This is a genomic window from Bradyrhizobium sp. CCBAU 11361 (assembly GCF_028128935.1).
Lineage (GTDB): Bacteria > Pseudomonadota > Alphaproteobacteria > Rhizobiales > Xanthobacteraceae > Bradyrhizobium > Bradyrhizobium niftali.
Window position 1 is genome coordinate 315,661 of sequence record NZ_LBJZ01000200.1, and the last position, 20,341, is coordinate 336,001.

A 20,341-nucleotide genomic window follows, 5' to 3' on the forward strand; every position below is an offset into this window, starting at 1 on the left:
GGGTCTTGCCATGATCTTCCGCCAGCTCTTCGACAGTGTTTCGGGCACCTACAGCTACGTCCTTGCCAGCCGCCCCGGCGGCGAGGCGCTGATCCTCGATCCCGTGCTGGAGAAGGTCGACCGCTATTGCCAATTGCTGCGCGAGCTCGACCTCAAGCTGGTCAAGGCGGTCGACACCCACCTTCATGCCGACCACGTCACCGGGCTCGGCGAGCTGCGCGACCGCACCCATTGCATGACCGTGATGGGCGACCAGACCAAGGCCGACGTGGTGGCGATGCGGGTCGCCGACGGCGACAAGGTGACGATCGAGGGACTGTCGCTCGACGTGATGTACACGCCCGGCCACACCGATGATTCCTATTCCTACCTGATGGGCGACCGCGTCTTCACCGGCGACACGCTGCTGATCCGCGGCACCGGCCGCACCGATTTCCAGAACGGCTCCTCGCGCGCACAGTACGATTCGATCTTCAACCGCCTGCTCAAGCTGCCGGACGAGACGATGGTGTTCCCGGCGCACGACTACAAGGGCGACACCGTTTCCACCATCGGCGAGGAGAAGCGCTACAATCCGCGGCTCCAGGTGCGCTCGGTCGACGAATATATCGAGCTGATGGCGAACCTGAAGCTGCCCAATCCGAAGATGATGGACGTGGCGGTGCCCGCCAACATGCGCGTCGGCCTGCATCAGGAGGAGCTGGAGAAGGAGGGCCGCGCGCTGAGCGCTGGCGAGGCGATCCGCATCCTCGGCCGGCCCGACATCCTGCTGGTCGATCTGCGCGAGACCAACGAGCGCGCCAAGCACGGCATGCTCGAAGGCGCGCTGCACACGCCCTATCCGTCCGTCGAGGAGAGCCTGAAGCCCGGCGGCATGCTGCGCGAGGTCGCAGCCGCCACCGGCCGCCGCGTCGTGTTCTTCTGCGCCTTCGGCGAACGCTCGGCGATGGCCGTCGCGGCGGCAAAGGAAGCAGGCCTCGCCAATACCGCCCATATCGCCGGCGGCATCGATGCCTGGAAGAAGGCGGGCGGGCCGGTGGTGCACTGACGGCCCGGCGCGCCATTCTTGAGATAAGTCGGGCACTGCCCACATATTGCGACTAGGATCGGATGCAGCATCACCATCCGGGAGCAGCCATGGCCAAGATCGCCAACAAGACCGCCAAGCCGAGCGAGCCGCCCAAGACTGCCAGCGAGAAGCTGGCGGACAACAAGGCGAAGAAGCCGCTGCCGCGCGATCTCGACGACGACGATTACGAAGACGGCGACATCGCAACACCGAAGCGCGACCGGTACGGTCCCGATGACGAGCCGTTGTGAGGGGCGTTCGGCGACACGAGATTCAAGCACCTGCTCGCGCTTCAAATTCCGCCGTCGTCCCGGCGAAGGCCGGGACCCATACCGCGTGATCGCTCGATTGTGATCGGTCGCAATACCGAACGACGAATCTTCGCCAAACTACGCCCTGTGGTTATGGGTCCCGGCCTTCGCCGGGACGACGATGTGGGGGCACCCTGTGGTTCTTCACGCCCCGCCCGCGCTACCTGCCATGCGCCTGCGTTCATGGACAAATAACCGCTGTCCCCGATAGTTTGCGCTCCCCCAGGGAGTGAAACCACCGCAATGGTCGACGTTCTCGCCGCACCGCAGCAAGGCAAGGCGGACAGCGCGCTGCGCACCCTGACGGGAATCTCGATCGCGCATTGGGTCAGCCATTTCCATCTGCTGGTCCTGCCGATGCTGTTCCCGTTCCTGAAGGAGCGGCTCGGCGTCGGCTATGTCGAGCTCGGCTTCGCGCTGACCACCCTTGCCGTCGTATCGGGCCTGACGCAGGCGCCGACCGGCTATCTCGTCGACCATTTTGGCGCGCGCAGGATCTTGCTGATCGGGCTCACGCTCGGCGGCCTCGCGCTGATCCTGCTCGGCCTGCATTTGAGCTACGCCTCGCTGATCGCCTGCGCCGTGCTGCTCGGGCTCGCCAACAGCGTCTATCACCCCGCCGACTATGCGATCCTCGCCGAGCACATGGACGAAGCGCGGATGGGCCGCGCCTTCTCGATCCACACCTTTGCCGGCTATCTCGGCGGCGCCGTGACGCCGGCGATCGTCGCCGCGCTGGTCACAATCTCCGGCGGCGTCGGTGCATTGATCGCATCGGGCGCGATCGCCATTCTGGTGGCGCTGCTGCTGGTGGCCATGGGCATCCCCGAGGCCGGCGCACACAAGAAAAAGCCGGGCAACGAAACCGCGCCGAAGCAGGCCGTGATCACGCCGGCGCTGATCACGCTGACCGCGCTATTCATGCTGCTCAGCCTTTCGGTGGCGGGCATCAACAATTTCGGCGTGGTGGCGCTGATGAGCGGCTACGGCGCTTCCTATTCGATCGCCAACGTCGCACTGACCGCGTTCCTCGCCGCCAGCGCCGCGGGCGTGCTCGCGGGCGGCTTCCTCGCCGACCACACCGAGCGTCACGGCTATGTCGCCGCCGCCTGCTTTGCCGCGAACGCGGCGATCGTGCTCTTGATCGCACTGGTGACGCTGCCAGGCTGGGCTTTGACCGCGACGATGATGGCGGCGGGCTTTCTCTCCGGCGTGATCGCGCCCTCGCGGGACATGCTGGTCCGCAATGCGGCTCCTGCCGGCGCGGCCGGCCGCGCCTTCGGCATCGTCTCCACCGGCTTCAATCTCGGCGGCATCGTCAGCCCGCTGCTGTTCGGCTGGATCATGGACCAGAGCGCGCCGCACTGGGTGTTCGGGGCGTCCGTGATCTTCATGGTGGCGACCGTGGTGCTGTCGCCGTTCACGGAGCGGAAGCCTGCCAAGGCGTAGCTACAAATTTGATCGTCGTCCCGGCGAAGGCCGGGACCCATAGCCACAGGGAGAAGTTGTAGCGCGAGACTAGTCACTCCGAGTCTTCGCAAAACTGCTCCCTGTGGTTATGGGTCCCGGATCGGCGCGCGCTTGGGGCGCGCTTGTCCGGGACGACGAAAAGAAACAAAACAAAACGGGAAGAAACCTCATGACCAATCCTGATCTCGTGATCCGCGGCGGCACCGTCGCGGATGGAAGCGGCGGCGAATTGTTCGAGGCCGATGTCGCCATCACCGGCGGCAGGATCACCGAGGTCGGGAAGGTCTCCGGCAAAGGCAACGAGGAAATCGACGCGCGCGGCAAGCTGGTGACGCCGGGCTTCGTCGACGTCCACACCCATTATGACGGGCAGGTCACCTGGAGCCAGGACATCACGCCGTCGTCGCAGAACGGCGTCACCACTGCGATCATGGGCAATTGCGGCGTCGGCTTTGCGCCGTGCAAGCCTGCCGACCACACCCGCCTGATCCAGCTGATGGAAGGCGTCGAGGACATTCCCGAGCCGGTGCTGAGCGCCGGCATTCCCTGGGCCTGGGAGAGTTTTCCGGACTACATGAACTGGCTGTCCAGGCGCGATTTCGACATCGATGTCGGCGCGCAACTGCCGCATGCGGCGCTGCGGGTGTATGTGATGGGCGAGCGCGGCGCGCGCCGCGATCCGTCCACGGCGGAAGACAATGCCGCGATGGCGAAGCTCGCAAGCGAGGCGGTGCGTTCCGGCGCGCTCGGCTTCTCGACCTCGCGCACGCTCAATCACCGTACCTCGACCGGCGACTTCACGCCGACCTTGAAGGCCGGCGAGGACGAGCTCACCGCGATTGCAGGCGCGATGCATGCCGAGGGCCGCAGCGTGCTGCAATTCGTGCTCGATCTCTCCACCATCAACGAAGACCTGCCGATGATGCTGCGGGTGGCTGATGCCACGAAGTGCCCGATCTCGTTCTCGATCACGCAGAACGACAAGGCGCCGCAGCGCTGGCGCCAGACGCTGGACGAGATCAATGCCGCGGCCAGGCGCGGCCTCTCCATCACCGCGCAGATCGCGGCGCGCCCGGTCGGCCTGCTGCTCGGCCTCGAGCTGTCGCGCAATCCGTTCCAAACCCATCCGAGCTACGCGCGAATCGCGCATCTGCCGCTGAAGGAGCGGCTGGCGCGGCTGCATCAGAGCGAGGTCCGCCAGGCGATCCTGAGCGAGACGGCGACCGCGACCGACGATCCGCTGTTCTTCCGGCCCAACTACGACAAGATGTTCCTGCTCGGCGATCCCCCCGATTACGAGCAGCCGCCGGAGAACGCGCTCGGCCCGCAGGCGCGCAAGCAGGGACGGCGGCCCGAGGAGCTCGCCTACGACGCGATGCTGTCGGACGAAGGCCGCGGCATGCTCTACGTGCCGTTCCTCAACTATGCCGACGGCAATCTCGATGCGACGCGCGAAATGCTGATCGATCCGCAATCGGTGCCGGGCCTGTCCGACGGCGGCGCGCATTGCGGCATCATCTGCGATGCGAGCTTCCCGACCTATCTGCTGACGCACTGGACGCGCGACCGCAAGCGCGGCGAGAAGCTGACCATCCCGTTCGTGGTCGCGGCGCAATCACGCAAGACCGCGCGCTCGGTCGGCCTCACCGATCGCGGATTGATCGCGCCCGGCTACAAGGCCGACGTCAACGTGATCGACTATGACCGCCTGCATCTGCATCCGCCGAAGGTGCATTACGATCTGCCGGTCGGCGGACGGCGGCTGCTGCAGGACGTCGACGGCTATGAGGCGACCATCGTGTCGGGCGTGGTGACGCGGCGGCACGGCGAGGCGACTGGGCGTCGGCCGGGAAAATTGATTCGGGGCGCGCAGGGAGTGGCGAACTAGCTGGGACTGCGCCTGAGGCGCGAAAGCCGCGCCTCAATCCCAGTGTCGTCCCCGCGAACGCGGGGACCCATAACCACAGGGAGTGGTTGTGGAGCTAGGTTAGTAACTCCGAGTCTTCGCCAAACCACCGCCTGTGGTTATGGGTCCCGGATCGGCGCTTCGCTTGTCCGGGACGACAATTGTGGTTGGGGCAGGTGGCGCGCCAGCCAACCTTACGTCGGCGACACCACACCCTTCAGCGCCGCTGCCTTCGGGGCGGCACCGCGCGTCAGCCTGGCCTTTTCCGTGTTCGGCCAGAGCAGGAGCAGGCCGAGCAGGCCGGAGCCGACCATGATCACGGCGTTGATTGTGAAGCCGGTCATGTAGCCGTCGAGCATGGTGCCGGCGCGCTGGATCACGCTGCCCATCACGGCGGGCGCGATGATGCCCGAGAGCGTGTAGAGCGCGCCGTAGATCGCCAGGATCGCGCCGCGCTGCGACGACGGCGTGAATTCGCCGAGCATGGGCGGGCAGACGACGTAGATCGCGCCGCACAGGCCGGTTCCGACCACGAGCAAGGCGAGCTGAAGGCCGGCGCCCTGGACATGCGGCATCGCAGCCAGGATCAGGCCGCCGACCATCAACGGGACCGAGCCGAGCACGCCGCGGGCGACGCGCGTGGTCGAGCCGCGGGCCATCATCAGTTGCGAGATCCAGCCCGTCAGGATGACGATGGTGGCGCCGAACACCCAGGGCAGGGTCGAAATCCAGCCGGCCTGGCTCTGCGAGAAGCCGAGGCCCTTGATGATGAAGGCCGTGAACCAGGTCAGCCCGAGCGACAGCGCCCAATAAGCCCCGAAGGTCGCCGCGACGCAGCCGATGAAGGTGCGCGAGGTGAGAAGCTGAAGATAGGGAATTTTCGCCTCGGTGGCGGCAAGGGCCCGCGTGTCCTCCAGCGGACCTTCCTTGCCGAGCGCGAGCCAGGCCGCGACCCAAATCAGGCCGACGACGCCGAGCGCGCCGAAGGCATAGTGCCAGGAATGATTGACGATGATCCAGTTCAGCGCCGGCACCGCCAGGATGACGCCGAAGGCCGAGCCTTGCGACAGGATCGCGGTCGGCAGCGTGCGCTTCTCGTCGGGGAACCATTTGTAGATGGCGTGCATCGCCACCGAAGCCGCCGGGCCTTCGCCGGCGCCCAGCACGATGCGGCAGATCAGCAGCGTGGTGAAGGAGACCGTGCCGACCATCGGAAACTGTGCCAGCGCCCAGACCACCGCGAGCGACAGCAGCACCCAGCGCGTCGGCACCTTGTTGACGATGAAGCCGACCACGATGGCCGAGATCGAGAACAGGAAGAAGAACGAGGAGCCGAGCAGGCCGAACTGCTCCGGAGTGAGCTTGAGGTCCGCCATGATCGGCACGCCGGCGAGGCCGACGACGATCTTGTCGGCGAAATTGACCAGCATGAACAGAAACAGCAGAAAGGTGACCGTCCAGGCGCCCTTCGGTGTTTCCCCGGATGTCGTCGTCTTGCCCGCCACCATGGGCGTTCCCTGAGCGCTCATCGTTCTCCCCGTGTCTTTTTGGCAGTTTTTTGATTTGGCCGTTGTTGGAGCTAACAACGGCTTCGACGGCAACGCAACCCCGGCATTTCCGCAGCAGGTGTGCTACGCAGCATTTCCGTTAATTCCGTCCGGCGCCATTCATCGTGCTGAGCATCCGAAATCTCTCCAAGACGTTCTCCTCGGCCGCCGAACCGGTCCACGTGCTGCGCGGCGTCGACCTTGACCTCAAGGCCGGCGAACGCGTCGCGCTGACCGGCGAATCCGGCAGCGGCAAGAGCACGCTGCTGCACCTGATCGCCGGGCTCGACGCCGCCGACGGCGGCTCGATCCGGCTCGCGGACACCGAGGTCACCAAGCTGTCGGACGCGGGGCGCGCGAGCTTGCGGCGCGACCGGATCGGCCTCGTATTCCAGCAGTACAACCTGATCCCGAGCCTGTCGGTCGCGGACAATCTGGCTTTCCAGGCGCGGATCGCCGGCCGGCATGACGCGGCCTGGTCCAGGGAACTGGTCGAACGGCTCGGGCTCGGCACCCTCTTGACGCGCTATCCCGAGCAACTGTCCGGCGGCCAGCAGCAGCGCGTCGCGATCGGCCGGGCGCTGGCGACAAAACCCTCGCTGCTGCTCGCGGACGAGCCGACCGGCAATCTGGACGAAGCGACCGCCGAGGACGTGCTGGCGCTGACGCGCGACCTCGTCACGCGCACCGGCTGCGGCTTCCTGATGGTGACGCACAGCCTGCATCTGGCCGCTACGCTCGACCGCCACCTCACTCTGCATGCGGGGCGGATCACATGAAGCGCGCGCTGTGGGTCCTCGCGGTGCTCCTGAGCCATTGGCGGCGGCACAGGATGCAGTTCGCGACGCTTCTGATCGGGCTGATCGCCGCAACCGCGCTGTGGAGCGGCGTGCAGGCGATCAACCAGCAGGCCCGCAATGCCTATGACCGCGCCGCGGCGACGTTCGGCGGCGTGCGCACGGCGATGCTGGTCGCGCCTGATGCCGCGACCTTTTCGCAGGAGCTGTTCATAAAACTCCGCCGCGCGGGCTGGCCGGTCTCGCCGGTGCTGGAAGGCCGCGTCCAGATCAACGGGCGCTCGGTGCGGCTGCTCGGCATCGAGCCGGTCACGCTGCCGGTGGATGTCGGCAACGCGCCGCGCCTTGGTGCCGCGGATTTGAGCAGCTTCGTCGCGCCGCCCGGCCGGACGCTGGTGGCGAAGGAGACGCTGAGCGATTTGCAGGAGCAGGAAGGCGCGGCGCCGCCGATCAGCAGCGGCGCTAAGCTGCCGCCACTGCACGTGCAGCCGCAACTCGTGCCCGGCGTGCTGGTGGTCGATATCGGCGTGGCGCAGAAGCTGCTGAACAAGCCGGACCAGGTGTCTCGCCTCCTGATCGGCAAGCCGAAGGGCAAGCCCGCGCCGCTGGCGAGCGTCGTCGGTGACCGGCTGCAACGCGTCGAGCCGAATGCGGAGACGGAGCTGGAACGCCTGACCGACAGTTTTCATCTCAACCTCACCGCCTTCGGCCTGTTGTCGTTCTTCGTCGGCCTCTTCATCGTCAACTCGGCCGTCGGGCTCGCCTTCGAGCAGCGGCTGCCGATGCTGCGCACGTTGCGGGCCTGCGGCGCCTCGGCGCGCCTGGTCAATACGGTGCTGGTGATCGAGCTGGTGGCGCTGGCGCTGGTCGCCGGACTGATCGGGCTCGTCTGCGGCTATTTCATCGCGGCTGCGCTGTTGCCCGACGTCGCGGCGTCGCTGCGCGGGCTTTATGGCGCGCAGATCCCTGGAGAGCTCACGCTGCGGCCCGAATGGTGGCTCGCCGGCATCGGCATCAGCGTTGCCGGCGCGCTTGTTGCGGCGGCGACCAGCCTGATCAAGGCGATCCGGATGCCGGTGCTGGCCACGGCGCAGCCGTACGCCTGGCAGCAGAGGCAGCGCCGCTGGCTGATCCTGCAAAGCATTGCGGCGTGCATGGTGTTCGCGGTCGCGCTGCTGCTGCTTCGCTATGGCGAGTCGCTGATCGCAGGTTTTGGCGTGCTGGCGGCGCTGATGCTGGGTGCGGCGCTGATCCTGCCGGCCTTCCTCGACATCATCCTGCGCGTGGGCCAGCGCGCAGCGCGAGGACCGCTCGCGCTGTGGTTCTGGGCGGACAGCCGGCAGCAGCTCTCCGGGTTGTCGCTGGCGCTGATGGCGCTGCTGCTCGCGCTCGCCGTCAATGTCGGGGTGTCCACCATGGTGGAAACGTTCAGCCGCACGTTCGTCGGCTGGCTCAACGGACGGCTCGCGGCCGACGTCTACATCAGCGCCTCCGACAACGCGCAAGGCGTCGCGATCCGCAACTGGCTGAAGGAGCGCAGCGAGGTTCAAGCCATTCTCTCGGGCGGACGCGCCGAAACGCAGGTCCAAGGCCAACCCGTGGAGCTGTTCGGCCTGCCCGATCACGCACTCTATCGCGAGCGCTGGCCGCTGCTGGAGACTGCGCCGCGCGCCTGGACCCGGCTCGTGCCGGGCAATGCCGCCTTTATCAGCGAGCAGCTGAGCCGCCGCCTGAACGTTCGCGTCGGCGACGTCGTCGAGGTGCCGGCGCCGGGCGGGATCTGGGAGCTCGACATCGTCGGCATCTATGCCGATTACGGCAATCCCAAGGGACAGCTCGCCGTGAATGTCGCGGCGCTGATCCGGCAATTTCCGCAGACGCCGCAGACTCGAATCGGGCTCATTGTCCCACGAGACAAGATTCCGGGCCTGATCGCGGCCTTGCAGAAGCAGTTTGCGCTCGACGACCGCAGCGTTGCCGACCAGGCGACGGTGAAGGCAGAGTCGATCCGCATCTTCAACCGCACCTTTGCGGTGACATCGGCGCTGAACGCGTTCACGCTCGGTGTGGCCGGCATCGCACTGCTGACCAGCCTCTTGACGCTGGCCAACTCCCGCCTGCCGCAGCTCGCGCCGCTGTGGGCGGTCGGCATCACGCGGCCGCGCCTCGCCGCGATCGAGTTGACCAAGACGCTGTCGGTGGCGCTGTTCACGTCGCTGCTGGCCGTGCCGCTCGGGCTGCTCGTGGCGTGGTGCCTGATCGCGATCGTCAATGTGAAGGCGTTCGGCTGGCGGCTGCCGTTTCATGTGTTTCCGCTGCAACTCGTCGAGCTGGTCGCGGTCGCGCTGGTCGCCTCGCTGCTTGCCGCAGCGCTGCCGGTCGCGCGGCTGGCGCGGATGCAGCCGGCAAACCTCGTCAAGGTGTTTGCCAATGAGCGCTGACAAGATCTCGCGGCGCGCGTTTGCCGGCGGCATTGCCGCGCTCGCTCTTGCGCGCCGCGCCGGCGCGCAAGGCTATGCCGGGCTCGGCGAGACCGCCGACGGCTTTGCGAAGGTCACGCCGGGGAAGACGTTCACCTTCCCCGCCGATCACGGGCCGCACCCGGAGTTTCGCATCGAGTGGTGGTATCTCACGGCGAACCTCGTCGATAGCCGAGGCGCACCTTGCGGCCTGCAATGGACGCTGTTCCGCCAGGCGGCGCAGCCGGGACCGCAAGGGGAAGGCTGGGCCAATCAGCAAATCTGGATGGCGCATGCGGCGGTGACGCGCGCCGACACCCATCGCTTCAACGAGCTGTTTTCGCGCGGCGGGATCGGGCAGGCAGGCGTCACGGCACAGCCGTTCGCGGCGTGGATCGACGATTGGGAGATGAAGGGTCTTGAGCGCACCGACGATCGCACACTGGCGCCGCTGACGCTGAAGGCCTCCGGCCCCGATTTCAGTTATGCGCTCACGTTGGAAGCCGATCGTGCGGTCGCATTGCAGGGCGATGGCGGCTTCAGCCGCAAGTCCGAGCGCGGCCAGGCCTCCTACTATTACAGCCAGCCGTTCTACCGCGCGCGCGGCACGCTCGCCATCGACGACAAGCCGGTCGATGTGTCGGGGCAGGCCTGGATGGACCGCGAGTGGAGCAGCCAGCCGCTCGACGCCGACCAGACCGGCTGGGACTGGCTGTCGCTGCATCTTGCATCCGGCGACAAGCTGATGCTGTACCGGCTGCGGCAGAAGGACGGCAAGGACTATCCGTTCGGCAACTGGATCACCGCCACCGGCAGCACGCAGATGATCGCGGGTAGCGACATCCAGATGACGCCGAAGGCAACGGCGGAGGTCGCGGGACGCAAGCTGCCGGTGGAGTGGCAGATCGCGATCCCCTCGCGCTCGTTGTCGATTTCCTGCAAGCCGCTCAATCCAAGGGCCTGGATGGGGACCGGCTTCTCCTATTGGGAAGGGCCGATCAGCTTCGCCGGCACGCATGACGGTGTTGGCTATCTCGAGCTGACCGGCTATTGAAGCGCGACCTCTTCAAGGAAGCGAGCGATGTATCACCTCACCGCCCTCGTCACGCTGCTGGCGATTGCATTTTACCTCTTCACCTGCATCAACGTGTCTCGCTCGCGCACCAAGACCGGCGTCAAGGTGCCGGCGATGTCGGGCCATCCGGATTTCGAGCGCGCCTTCCGTATCCAGATGAACACGCTGGAATGGATGCCGATTGTCCTGCCCTCGCTCTGGCTGTTCGCGATCTACATCAGCGACGCCGTCGCAGCTGGGATCGGCGCGATCTGGATCGTCGGCCGCATCGTCTATTTCATCGGCTATTCGAAGGCCGCCGCAAAGCGCGGCCTGGGCTTCCTGATCCAGGGCATCGCAGCCATTGCGCTGTGGGTGGGGGCGATCGGGGCGGTGGTGTTGCGGATGGTGTGAGGGGGCCGAGCTGCGACTACAAATACCGCCGTCGTCCCGGACAAGCGCGCCCTAGGCGCGCGCCGATCCGGGACCCATAACCACAGGGAGTGGTTTGGCGAAGACTCTTGGTTGGCAGCTCACGTCACAACTTCTCCCTGGGAGTATGGGTCCTGGCTTTCGCCAGGACGACATGCACACCCTCACTTCGTCAGCGGGCAGCCGCTGTCTTTGGCGGTGAAGAACGCCTTGTCGCCGGGGACGGTGGCGAGCAGCTTGTAATAGTCCCAGGGCTTCTTCGACTCCGCGGGCTTCTTGACCTCGAACAGATACATGTCGTGGACCATGCGGCCGTTCGCGAGCACCTTGCCGCCCTGCGCGAAGTCGTCGTCAACAGGCAGCTCCTTCAGCTTCTTGGCGACGGCTTCCGGATCCTTGGTGCCGGCGGCCTTGACCGCTTTCAGATAGCTCAGCGTCGCCGAATAGGTGCCGGCGTGGATCATGCTCGGCATCCGTCCGGTGCGCTTGAGGAAGCGTTCGCCGAGATTGCGGGTCTTGTCGTTGAGATCCCAGTAATAGCCCTCGGTCAGCACCAGGCCTTGCGCGGCCTGCAGGCCGAGGCCGTTCACCTCGGCGAGCGTCATCAACAGGCCGGCGAGCTTCTGGCCGCTGGCGACGATGCCGAACTCGGATGCCTGCTTGATCGAGTTGGTGGTGTCGAGACCGGCATTGGCAAGGCCGACGATCTTCGCCTTGGAGCTCTGCGCCTGCAGCAGGAAGGAGGAGAAGTCCGAGGAATTGAGCGGCACGCGCACGGAGCCGACCACCTTGCCGCCATTGGCCATGACGATCTCGCTGGTGTCCTTCTCCAGCGCGTAGCCGAAGGCGTAGTCCGCGGTGAGGAAGAACCAGGTGTCGCCGCCGGCCTTGGTCAGCGCGCCGCCGGTGCCGACGCCGAGCGCGTGGGTGTCATAGGCCCAGTGGAATCCGTAGGGCTGACAGGCATCGCCGGTGAGACGCGAGGTCGCGGCGCCCACCACGATGTCGATCTTCTTCTTTTCCTTGGAGAGCTCGTGGATCGCGAGCGCGACCGAGGAGGTCGTCAGCTCCGTGATCATGTCGACGTTCTCGACGTCGTACCAGCGCCGCGCGATCGAGCTCGCCAGATCCGGCTTGTTCTGGTGGTCGGCGGTGACGAGCTCGATCTTCTGGCCGAGCACCTCGCCGCCAAAGTCCTCGATCGCCATCTTGGCGGCTTCGACCGACCATTTGCCGCCGTAATCGGCATAGACGCCGGACTGGTCGTTGAGGATGCCGATCTTGACGCCTTGCGCGGAGGCCGGCGCTGCCAGCAACAGGGCCGAGGCTGCGACGGCGGCGAGAAGGGCTGATTTCATGTGTTGGCTCCAGCAGTGTTCTGTTTTGAAATCGCGCGGATACTAGTGAAGAACCCCGGCAATGCCCATCCATTGCGTGTTGGCCGTTAGTATGAAGGTGCGTACCGAACAAATCGTGTCGTCCCGGCGAAGGCCGGGACCCATAGCCACAGGATTGGGTTTGGCGAAGACTCGTCGTTGCCGGGTTCGCGCTACAACTCCTCCCTGGGGTTATGGGTCCCGGCGTTCGCCGGGACGACACCAGGGGTGTTGATGCGCTGGTGGCCACACGAACTACCGTCAGCCAACGGCCTTCGGCTTCCCGTCGTTCTTCCCCTCGGCCAGGTTGCGCACCACCACATAGAAGATCGGCGTGAACAGAAGGCCGAACAGGGTGACGCCGATCATGCCGAAGAACACGGCGACGCCGACGGCCTGGCGCATCTCCGAGCCCGAGCCGCTCGAGATCACCAACGGCAGCACGCCGAGGATGAAGGCGAAGGACGTCATCAGGATCGGCCGCAGGCGCAGGCGGCAGGCTTCGATCACGGCCTCGAGCCGCGGCTTGCCTTCGTTCTCGATGTCGCGCGCGAACTCAACGATCAGGATCGCGTTCTTCGCCGCCAGTCCCACCAGCACGACGAAGCCGATCTGGGTGAGGATGTTGACGTCCTGGCCCATGATGCGCACGCCGATGGTGGCGGCGAGCAGGCACATCGGCACGATCAGGATCACCGCGAACGGCAGCGTCCAGCTGCCATATTGCGCGGCGAGCACGAGATAGACGAACAGCACGCAGATCGGGAACACGAGCAGACCGGCATTGCCGCCGGTGACCTGCTGGTAGGAGAGGTCAGTCCATTCGAAGGTGAAGCCGCTCGGCAGAGTGGTGTCCGCGAGCTGCTTGATGGTGTTGAGCGCGGTGGTCGAGCTGGTGCCCGGCGCCGGCTCGCCCTGGAGCTCGGACGCGGCATAGAGATTGTAGCGCGCGACGCGATCGGGGCCGGAGACGTCCTTGAACTCGACGACGCTGCCGAGCATCACCATGTCGCCCGAGGCGTTGCGCGTGCGCAGCCGCGAGAGGTCGCTGGGTTCCTTGCGGAACGGGAAGTCCGCCTGCGCGGTGACGTGATAGGTGCGGCCGAACAGGTTGAAGTCGTTGACATAGGTCGATCCGAAATAGGTCTGGATCGTGTCATTGATGTTGGCGATGGGCACGCCGAGCTTCTGTGCCTTGGTGCGGTCGATGTCGACGAACAGCTGCGGCGTGTTGGCTGAGAACGGCGAGAACACCGTCGGAGCGAGCAGCAAGGGCGATTTGCGCGCCGCGGCGACGAGCTCGTCGGTGGCCGCGGCGAGCAGCTCGGGCCCGCGACCCTGGCGGTCCTGGATGCGGATGGTGAAGCCGCCGCCGGTGCCGATGCCGGGCACGGCCGGCGGCGGAATCACGATGATGAAGGCACCCTGGATCACGGCGAGGCGCTTGCGCAGCTCGCCGGTGATGGCATTTGCGGTCAGCCCCTTCTTCAGCCGCACCTCGGGCTCGTCGAACACCGGGAACAGCGCGGCCGCATTGCCGGACTGCGTACGCGTGGCGCCGGAGAAGCCGGCGAAAGCAGCGACGCGGATGATGCCCGGTGTATCCAGCGAGATCCGTTCGATCTCGCGCACGACCTCCGTGGTGCGCGCCAGCGAGGCCGCGCCGGGCAATTGCACGGAGATGATGACGTAGCCGCGATCCTGCGCCGGGATGAAGCCCTGCGGCGTGGTCACGATCAGCCAGCCCGCACTGCCGATCAGCACGACATAGATCAGGATCATCACCACCGAGTGCCGGATCACGAAATTCGCAAGGCCGGCATAGCCATGCGCCAGCCGGTCGAACACGCGGTTGAACACACCGGTGAAGGCATTCCAGCCGCGCGCGATAACATTCCAGCTCGCCGGCGGCCGCTTCTCTTCATGCGGGGTGAGAATCTGCGAGGCCAGCGCCGGCGACAGCGTCAGCGAGCAGAAGCAGGAGATCGCGGTCGCGACCGCAATGGTGACGGCAAATTGCTGGAAGAACTGCCCGGAAATGCCACCGATGAATGCAGTCGGAACGAACACCGCGCACAGCACCAGCGCGATCGAGACCAGCGCGCCGCCGACCTCTTCCATGGTCTTGAGCGCGGCATCGCGCCGGCTCAGGCCGTGCTCGAGATGGCGCTCCACATTCTCCACCACCACGATGGCGTCGTCGACCACGATACCGACCGCGAGCACGAGGCCGAACAGCGTGAGATTGTTGATGGAGAAGCCCAGCGCCGCCATCACCGCGAAGGTGCCGACCAGCGACACCGGGATCGCGATGATCGGAATGATCGCGGGTCGCCATCCCTGCAGGAACACCAGCACCACGACGACCACGAGCAGCATGGCCTCGTAGATGGTCTTGATCAGCTCATGGACGGACTGCGCGATGAATTCGGTCGGGTTGTAGCCGATATTGTAGTCAAGGCCTTTCGGAAAACTCTCCTTGAGCCTCGTCATCGTGTCGGAGATGTGTTTGGCCGTCGCGAGCGCGTTCGATCCCGGCCGCTGCGTCACCAGCATCGCGACCGCCGACTTGCGCAACAGGAAGCTGTTGGTGGAATACGCCAGCGCCCCGAGCTCGATGCGGGCGACGTCGCGCAGGCGCACCGTGCGGCCGTCCGAGCCGGCCTTGATCAGGATGTCCTCGAACTGCTTCTGGTCCTTCAGGCGGCCGGTGAAAACGAGATTCGGCTGGAAGGCGCGGTCGGCGATCGGCGGCTCGGCGATCTGGCCGCCCGCGATCTGCACGTTCTGGGCACGTATCGCCGCCAGCACCTCGGTCGAGGTCAGGCCGAGATTGGCGATCCGGTCCGGATCGAGCCACAGCCGCATCGAATAGTCGCGCGCACCAAAGATCTGGATGTCGCCGACGCCGTCGATGCGCAGCAGCTGGTCACGGACCTGGAGCAGCGCGTAATTGGAGATGTAGAGCTGGTCGAAGCTGTCGTCGGGCGACAGCATGAACACGACCATCAGGATGTCGGGCGAGTTCTTGCGGGTGACGACGCCGTTGCGCTGCACTTCGTCCGGCAATTGCGGCTGTGCGATCGCGACGCGGTTCTGCACCAGCACCTGCGCCTTGTCGAGGTCGGTGCCGAGCTTGAAGGTGACGGTGATCGTCAGCTGTCCGTTCGAGGTCGCCTGGCTGTAGAGATACAGCATGTCCTCGACGCCGTTGATCTGCTGCTCGATCGGAGCTGCGACCGTGTCGGACACGGTCTGCGCGGAGGCGCCGGGATATTGCGTGGTGACGACGACCGTCGGCGGCACCACTTGCGGATATTCGGAGACCGGCAGCGTGGTGTAGGCCAACGCGCCGACGATCAGCAGCACGATCGACAGCACCATCGCCAGGATGGGCTGGTTGATGGAGAGACGGCCAAGATTCATGACTTGTCACCGGGCTTGCCGCCGGCCGGCGCTGGCGCGGGAGACGGCGCCACCTTGGCGCCGACGCGGGCGCGCTGGATGCCGTTGACGATGATGCGGTCGTCGGCCTTCAGCCCTTCGCGGATCACCCGCAGGCCGTCGTCGATCGGCCCAAGCACCACGGGACGCGCTTCCACGGTGTCATCAGGCTTGACCACGAACACGATCTTGCGGGACTGGTCGGTCGCAACGGCGACATCCGGGATCAGCAGCGCCTCATAGGGTGCGCTGCCGATCAAACGGACGCGGCCGAACTGGCCGGGCAGGATCGACAGATCGGTGTTCTTGATCACCGCGCGGCTGCGCAGGGTCCCGGTGGAGACATCGAGGCGGTTGTCGAGGAAGTTGATGGTGCCCTCATGCGAGGGCTTGGTTTCGCCGGCCAGCGTCACCTGCACAGGGTTCGCCGTATCGCGCGAGCTCGGGCGCTTACCTTCGAACCACAGCTTGCTGTATTTGATGAACGTCGTCTCATCCATGTCGAAATAGACGTAGATCGGATCGAGCGCGACGATCGAGGTGAGCAGCGTCGAGGTGCCGGTATCGCTGCCCTGCACGAGATTGCCGGGGCTGACGAGATGGCGGCCGACGCGGCCCGTGAGGGGCGCGGTCACATGGGTGAATTCGATGTTGAGCTTGGCAGCCTTCAGCGCGCCCGCGGCCTGCACTTCCGCCGCGTGCGCGGCCTGCAGGGCCTGCCGGCGCTGGTCGACGACCTGCTCGGAGACGGCGCTGGTCTGCACCAGGTTGAGGCCGCGGTCGAGCTCGCGCTTGGCAAGCTCCACCTTGGCGCGCGCATCGGAGAGTTGGCCGTCCGCCTGCTCCGCCACCGCCTCGAACGGACGCGGGTCGATGACATAGAGCAGATCGCCCTGGTGCACGATAGCGCCGTCCTGGAATTCGACGGAGTTGACGAAGCCGCCGACGCGGGGACGCACCTGCACCTCCTCGACCGCCTCGAAGCGGCCGGTGAATTCGTCCCAATCGGTGACGGTGCGCTTGACCGGCTGCGCGACCGTCACCGGCGGAGGCGGCGGCGCGGAGGCTTGCGAGGCCGGCTGTCCGCAACCGGTGAGCGCGAACGCCGCGGCGAGAAGGCCGGCGATGGCGTAAGGCCGCGGCCGAACGAAATCGTGCGTTTTGACAAATTGCTCGCTTCCGTCCGGTCCGCTCATCCCAGGTCCTCGCATAAAAGCCGCAGAAAACGCAGGGTACGCGCCTACCCGCGGGGGACACAAGATGGGCTGCCATAATGAAATCTTCAAGACGATGGCTCGCGCAATGCTCGGCGAGGGGACCTAGCCGGATGATGGGTTGACAGGGAGAGAGACGGCGCTCCTTCGCCGCTCGCGGGGAGAGGCTGGATCGCATCGCAAGATGCGATCGGGGTGAGGGGGAGTCTCCGCGAGTCCGACTGTCGCCTCCCTTGCGGAGAGCCCCCTCACCCCAACCCTGACCCCGCAGGCGGGGAGAGGGAGAAGAGAAGCCAGCGTCTTCGCACATGACGGATGCCGGCCGCTCGGCTAGATTACCTCTACAAAAACAAGACGAATTGTCCGGGAGGACAGGCGTGCACAAGGGACGTGTCGTTTACGGCGCGATCGAGGAGGTCGTCTTTGGCCATCCTGCGGCAGGCGCCATCGTCGCGCAGATGGACCGGCTGGGGACGCGCCGTGCCTTCCTGATGGTCTCCGGCACGCTGAACCGGCAGACCGACGAGATCGAGAAGATCAGAGAGGCGCTGGGCGCGCGCTGCGCGGGCGTGTTCGACGCCATGCCGGCGCACACGCCGCGCGAGGCGGTGATCGCAGCTACCAATGCGGCGCGCGAGGTGGGCGCCGATCTGATCGTCACGGTCGGCGGCGGCTCGATCACCGACGGCGCCAAGGCGGTGCAGCTTTGTCTTGCCAACGGCATCGTCGATATCGACGGCATCGAGCGCATCCGCGTGCACAAGGGCGTCGCGCCGGAGATGAACGCGCCGGCCGTGCGCCAGATCAGCGTGCCGACGACCATTGCCGGCGGCGAGTTCAGCTCGATCGCGGGCGTCACCGACCGCAGCACCCATGTGAAGCAGATGCTGCGGCATCCGCTCACCGTGCCGCGCGCGACCATCCTCGATCCCGCCATCACCGTGCACACGCCGGAATGGCTGTTTCTGTCCACCGGCATCCGCGCCGTGGACCATTGTGTCGAGGCGATCTGCTCGCGCGAGACGCACCCTTATGCCGACGCGCAATCGGTCAAGGGCCTTGCCATGCTCGCCGACGCGCTGCCGAGGGTGAAGGCCGATCCTGCCGACCTCGACGCGCGGATGGATGCGCAGATCGGCACCTGGCTGTCGATGGGCGCGCTTGCGGCCGGCGTGCCGATGGGAGCGAGCCATGGCATCGGCTACGTGCTGGGCGCGGCCTTCGACGTGCCGCACGGCTACACCTCCTGCATCATGCTGCCGGCGGTGATGCGCTGGAACGCGCGCGACAATGCCGAGCGCCAGATGATCGTGGCTGCCGCCATGGGCTTTCCCGGCCACAACGCCGCCGATGTGCTCGATGCCTTCATCCGCTCGCTCGGCATGCCACGGAGCCTTGCGGACGTGCGCGTGTCGCCGGAGCATTTCGACGCCATCGCTGAACAGGCGATGCGCACGCCCTGGGTGCCCCGCAACCCGCGCAAGATCGACGGCCCCGCGCAATTGCGCGAAATCCTGCTTCTCGCCGCATAACCTCAAGCCGGAGAATCGATGTACACTGGTCACCATGCCCGCCTGCGTCCGCTGCAGCCCGCCTTCATCATGGCCGCGACCGGCGAGACCGTCACCTATCGCGAGTTGGAGGCGCGCAGCAACCGCCTGGCGCATCTGTTCCGCAAGCACGGCTTGAAGCGGCTCGACCATTATTCGATCTTCATGGAGAACAATTCCCGCTATCTCGAGGCCTGCGGCGCCGGCGAGCGGTCCGGGCTGTACTACACCTGCATCAACTCCTTCCTGACGCCGGGCGAGCTCGCCTATCTCCTCGTCAACAGCCAGTCCAAGATCCTGATCACCTCCGTGGCGAAGCTCGAAATCGCGCGCGAGGCGATCAAGGCCTGCCCCGATATCAAGCTCTGTATCGTCGCCGACGGCCCCGGTGAGAGTGACCGCATCGTCGGCCTTGCCGAGGTGACCGCCGATCTGCCGAAGGCGCCGATCGCGGATGAATGGCTGGGCACGGCCATGCTCTACTCGTCCGGCACGACGGGACGGCCGAAGGGCATCCTGCGGCCGCTGCCGGAGGAGCCGCCGAAACACAATCTGCCGCTGTTCGATTTCCTGACGAAGCTCTGGCACTACCGCGAGGGCATGGCCTATCTGTCGCCGGCGCCGCTCTATCACTCCGCGCCGCAAGCCGCCGTGAACCTCACGATCCGCATGGGCGGCACCGTCATCATCATGGAGACGTTCGACCCCGAGCGCTATCTCGAGCTCGTCGAGCGGTGGGGCATCACGCACACCCAGCTGGTGCCGACGATGTTCTCGCGCATGCTGAAGCTGCCTGAGGAGGTGCGAAAGCGCTACGACCTGTCCTCGCTCGAGATCGCGATCCACGCCGCGGCGCCCTGCCCGGCCCTCGTCAAGGACGACGTCATCAAATGGTGGGGGCCGATCATCCACGAATATTACGGCGCGACCGAGGGCCTCGGCTTCACCGCCTGCAACAGCGAGGAGTGGCTCGCCCATCGCGGCACCGTCGGCAAGGTGCTGCTGGGCGACCTCCACATTCTCGACGAGAACATGCGGGAATGCCCGACCGGCACGCCCGGCCAGGTGTGGTTCAAGACCGCCTCGCCCTTCGAATATTTCAACGATCCGGAGAAGACCAGGGAGGCGCGCTCCGCCGACGGCAGCATGAGCACGGTCGGCGACGTCGGCTATGTCGACGCCGATCGCTTCCTCTACCTCACCGACCGCGCCACCTTCATGATCATCTCGGGCGGCGTGAACATCTATCCGCAGGAATGCGAAAATCTGCTGATCACCCACCCGAAGGTCGCCGATGCCGCCGTGTTCGGCGTGCCCAATCCCGATCTCGGCGAAGAGGTGAAGGCGGTGGTGCAGCCGATGCCGAGCGTGGTGCCGGGCGAGGCGCTCGCCGAGGAGCTGATCGCCTTCTGCGGGGCGTCGCTGTCGCGGCAGAAGGTGCCGCGCTCGGTCGATTTCGAGAAGGAACTGCCGCGCCTGCCGACGGGCAAACTGTACAAGCGGTTGCTAAGGGACCGGTACTGGGGGAACAAGGCGTCGCGGATTGTGTGAGGCCTTCAGAAATCGTACACGCTCGCCGTCGTCCCGGCGAAAGCCGGGACCCATAACCCCAGGGAGCAATTTGGCGAAGATTGGTGGTTCGGTACTCCTGCCTACCGCAATCGATGGATCACGCGGTATGGGTCCCGGCCTTCGCCGGGACGACGGCGGAG

The 20,341-nt window shown here is 66.0% G+C and carries 14 protein-coding genes; 10 read left to right on the top strand and 4 right to left on the bottom strand.

From position 1 onward, the window contains the following. Positions 1-10 precede the first annotated feature (10 nt). The 4 genes from XI08_RS45050 (at position 11) to XI08_RS45065 (ending at position 4,738) form a co-directional block, all read left to right on the top strand. Positions 11-1,048, top strand: coding sequence for an MBL fold metallo-hydrolase (locus XI08_RS45050; RefSeq protein ID WP_027542233.1), 1,038 nt, complete (start codon positions 11-13; stop codon positions 1,046-1,048). An 89-nt stretch (positions 1,049-1,137) separates the two neighbouring features. Next, positions 1,138-1,320 (top strand): hypothetical protein, encoded by a 183-nt coding sequence (locus XI08_RS45055; RefSeq protein WP_027542232.1) that lies wholly within the window; start codon positions 1,138-1,140, stop codon positions 1,318-1,320. Positions 1,321-1,623: 303 nt separating this feature from the next. Then, positions 1,624-2,829, top strand: a complete 1,206-nt coding sequence (locus XI08_RS45060) for an MFS transporter (protein WP_271579363.1) — start codon at positions 1,624-1,626, stop codon at positions 2,827-2,829. A 190-nt stretch (positions 2,830-3,019) separates the two neighbouring features. Continuing rightward, a complete protein-coding gene (locus XI08_RS45065) occupies positions 3,020-4,738 on the top strand; it encodes an N-acyl-D-amino-acid deacylase family protein (protein WP_271579364.1) in 1,719 nt (572 codons plus the stop codon). A gap of 212 nt (positions 4,739-4,950) precedes the next feature. Here the strand turns inward: XI08_RS45065 and XI08_RS45070 are convergent, their stop codons facing one another. Beyond that, a complete protein-coding gene (locus XI08_RS45070; RefSeq protein WP_271579365.1) occupies positions 4,951-6,285 on the bottom strand; it encodes an MFS transporter in 1,335 nt (444 codons plus the stop codon). Between the two features lie 143 nt (positions 6,286-6,428). Here XI08_RS45070 and XI08_RS45075 point away from each other — a divergent pair, with 143 nt between their 5' ends. The 4 genes from XI08_RS45075 to XI08_RS45090 are packed head-to-tail and all read left to right on the top strand — an operon-like array spanning position 6,429 to position 11,027. Beyond that, complete coding sequence (locus XI08_RS45075; protein WP_271579366.1) at positions 6,429-7,082, top strand: ABC transporter ATP-binding protein; 654 nt, start codon at positions 6,429-6,431, stop codon at positions 7,080-7,082. Beyond that, complete coding sequence (locus XI08_RS45080) at positions 7,079-9,541, top strand: ABC transporter permease (protein WP_271579367.1); 2,463 nt, start codon at positions 7,079-7,081, stop codon at positions 9,539-9,541. The genes XI08_RS45075 and XI08_RS45080 overlap by 4 nt, the downstream gene beginning before the upstream one ends. Continuing rightward, positions 9,531-10,613, top strand: coding sequence for a lipocalin-like domain-containing protein (locus XI08_RS45085; protein ID WP_271579368.1), 1,083 nt, complete (start codon positions 9,531-9,533; stop codon positions 10,611-10,613). The genes XI08_RS45080 and XI08_RS45085 overlap by 11 nt, the downstream gene beginning before the upstream one ends. A 27-nt stretch (positions 10,614-10,640) precedes the next feature. After that, entirely contained in the window at positions 10,641-11,027 is a 387-nt protein-coding gene (locus XI08_RS45090; RefSeq protein ID WP_271579369.1) for an MAPEG family protein, read from the top strand. A gap of 182 nt (positions 11,028-11,209) precedes the next feature. Here XI08_RS45090 and XI08_RS45095 read toward each other — a convergent pair whose 3' ends face one another. From XI08_RS45095 to XI08_RS45105, 3 genes are all read right to left on the bottom strand, one after another. Then, complete coding sequence (locus XI08_RS45095) at positions 11,210-12,403, bottom strand: ABC transporter substrate-binding protein (RefSeq protein WP_271579370.1); 1,194 nt, start codon at positions 12,401-12,403, stop codon at positions 11,210-11,212. Positions 12,404-12,682: 279 nt separating this feature from the next. After that, on the bottom strand, positions 12,683-15,847 hold the full coding sequence (locus XI08_RS45100) for an efflux RND transporter permease subunit (protein WP_271579371.1): 3,165 nt from the start codon (positions 15,845-15,847) through the stop codon (positions 12,683-12,685). Beyond that, positions 15,844-17,061 carry an efflux RND transporter periplasmic adaptor subunit gene (locus XI08_RS45105; protein WP_271579372.1) on the bottom strand — a complete coding sequence of 406 codons (1,218 nt, stop codon included), beginning with the start codon at positions 17,059-17,061 and terminating at the stop codon, positions 15,844-15,846. Before XI08_RS45105 ends, XI08_RS45100 begins: the two co-directional genes overlap by 4 nt. A gap of 395 nt (positions 17,062-17,456) precedes the next feature. Between XI08_RS45105 and XI08_RS45110 the strand changes: the two genes are divergently transcribed. Next, the gene (locus tag XI08_RS45110; protein WP_271579373.1) at positions 17,457-18,611 is read left to right on the top strand and encodes an iron-containing alcohol dehydrogenase; all 1,155 of its coding nucleotides are present in this window, start codon (positions 17,457-17,459) and stop codon (positions 18,609-18,611) included. A gap of 18 nt (positions 18,612-18,629) precedes the next feature. After that, on the top strand, positions 18,630-20,180 hold the full coding sequence (locus XI08_RS45115; protein WP_271579374.1) for an AMP-binding protein: 1,551 nt from the start codon (positions 18,630-18,632) through the stop codon (positions 20,178-20,180). Positions 20,181-20,341: the final 161 nt, after the last annotated feature.

Coding starts and splice junctions, on each gene's coding strand:
- XI08_RS45085 (WP_271579368.1), top strand. CDS start 9,531: ATGAGCGCTGACAAGATCTCGCGGCGCGCGTTTGCCGGCGGCATTGCC.
- XI08_RS45080 (WP_271579367.1), top strand. CDS start 7,079: ATGAAGCGCGCGCTGTGGGTCCTCGCGGTGCTCCTGAGCCATTGGCGG.
- XI08_RS45060 (WP_271579363.1), top strand. CDS start 1,624: ATGGTCGACGTTCTCGCCGCACCGCAGCAAGGCAAGGCGGACAGCGCG.
- XI08_RS45050 (WP_027542233.1), top strand. CDS start 11: ATGATCTTCCGCCAGCTCTTCGACAGTGTTTCGGGCACCTACAGCTAC.
- XI08_RS45100 (WP_271579371.1), bottom strand. CDS start 15,847: ATGAATCTTGGCCGTCTCTCCATCAACCAGCCCATCCTGGCGATGGTG.
- XI08_RS45065 (WP_271579364.1), top strand. CDS start 3,020: ATGACCAATCCTGATCTCGTGATCCGCGGCGGCACCGTCGCGGATGGA.
- XI08_RS45070 (WP_271579365.1), bottom strand. CDS start 6,285: ATGAGCGCTCAGGGAACGCCCATGGTGGCGGGCAAGACGACGACATCC.
- XI08_RS45095 (WP_271579370.1), bottom strand. CDS start 12,403: ATGAAATCAGCCCTTCTCGCCGCCGTCGCAGCCTCGGCCCTGTTGCTG.
- XI08_RS45105 (WP_271579372.1), bottom strand. CDS start 17,061: ATGAGCGGACCGGACGGAAGCGAGCAATTTGTCAAAACGCACGATTTC.
- XI08_RS45055 (WP_027542232.1), top strand. CDS start 1,138: ATGGCCAAGATCGCCAACAAGACCGCCAAGCCGAGCGAGCCGCCCAAG.
- XI08_RS45115 (WP_271579374.1), top strand. CDS start 18,630: ATGTACACTGGTCACCATGCCCGCCTGCGTCCGCTGCAGCCCGCCTTC.
- XI08_RS45090 (WP_271579369.1), top strand. CDS start 10,641: ATGTATCACCTCACCGCCCTCGTCACGCTGCTGGCGATTGCATTTTAC.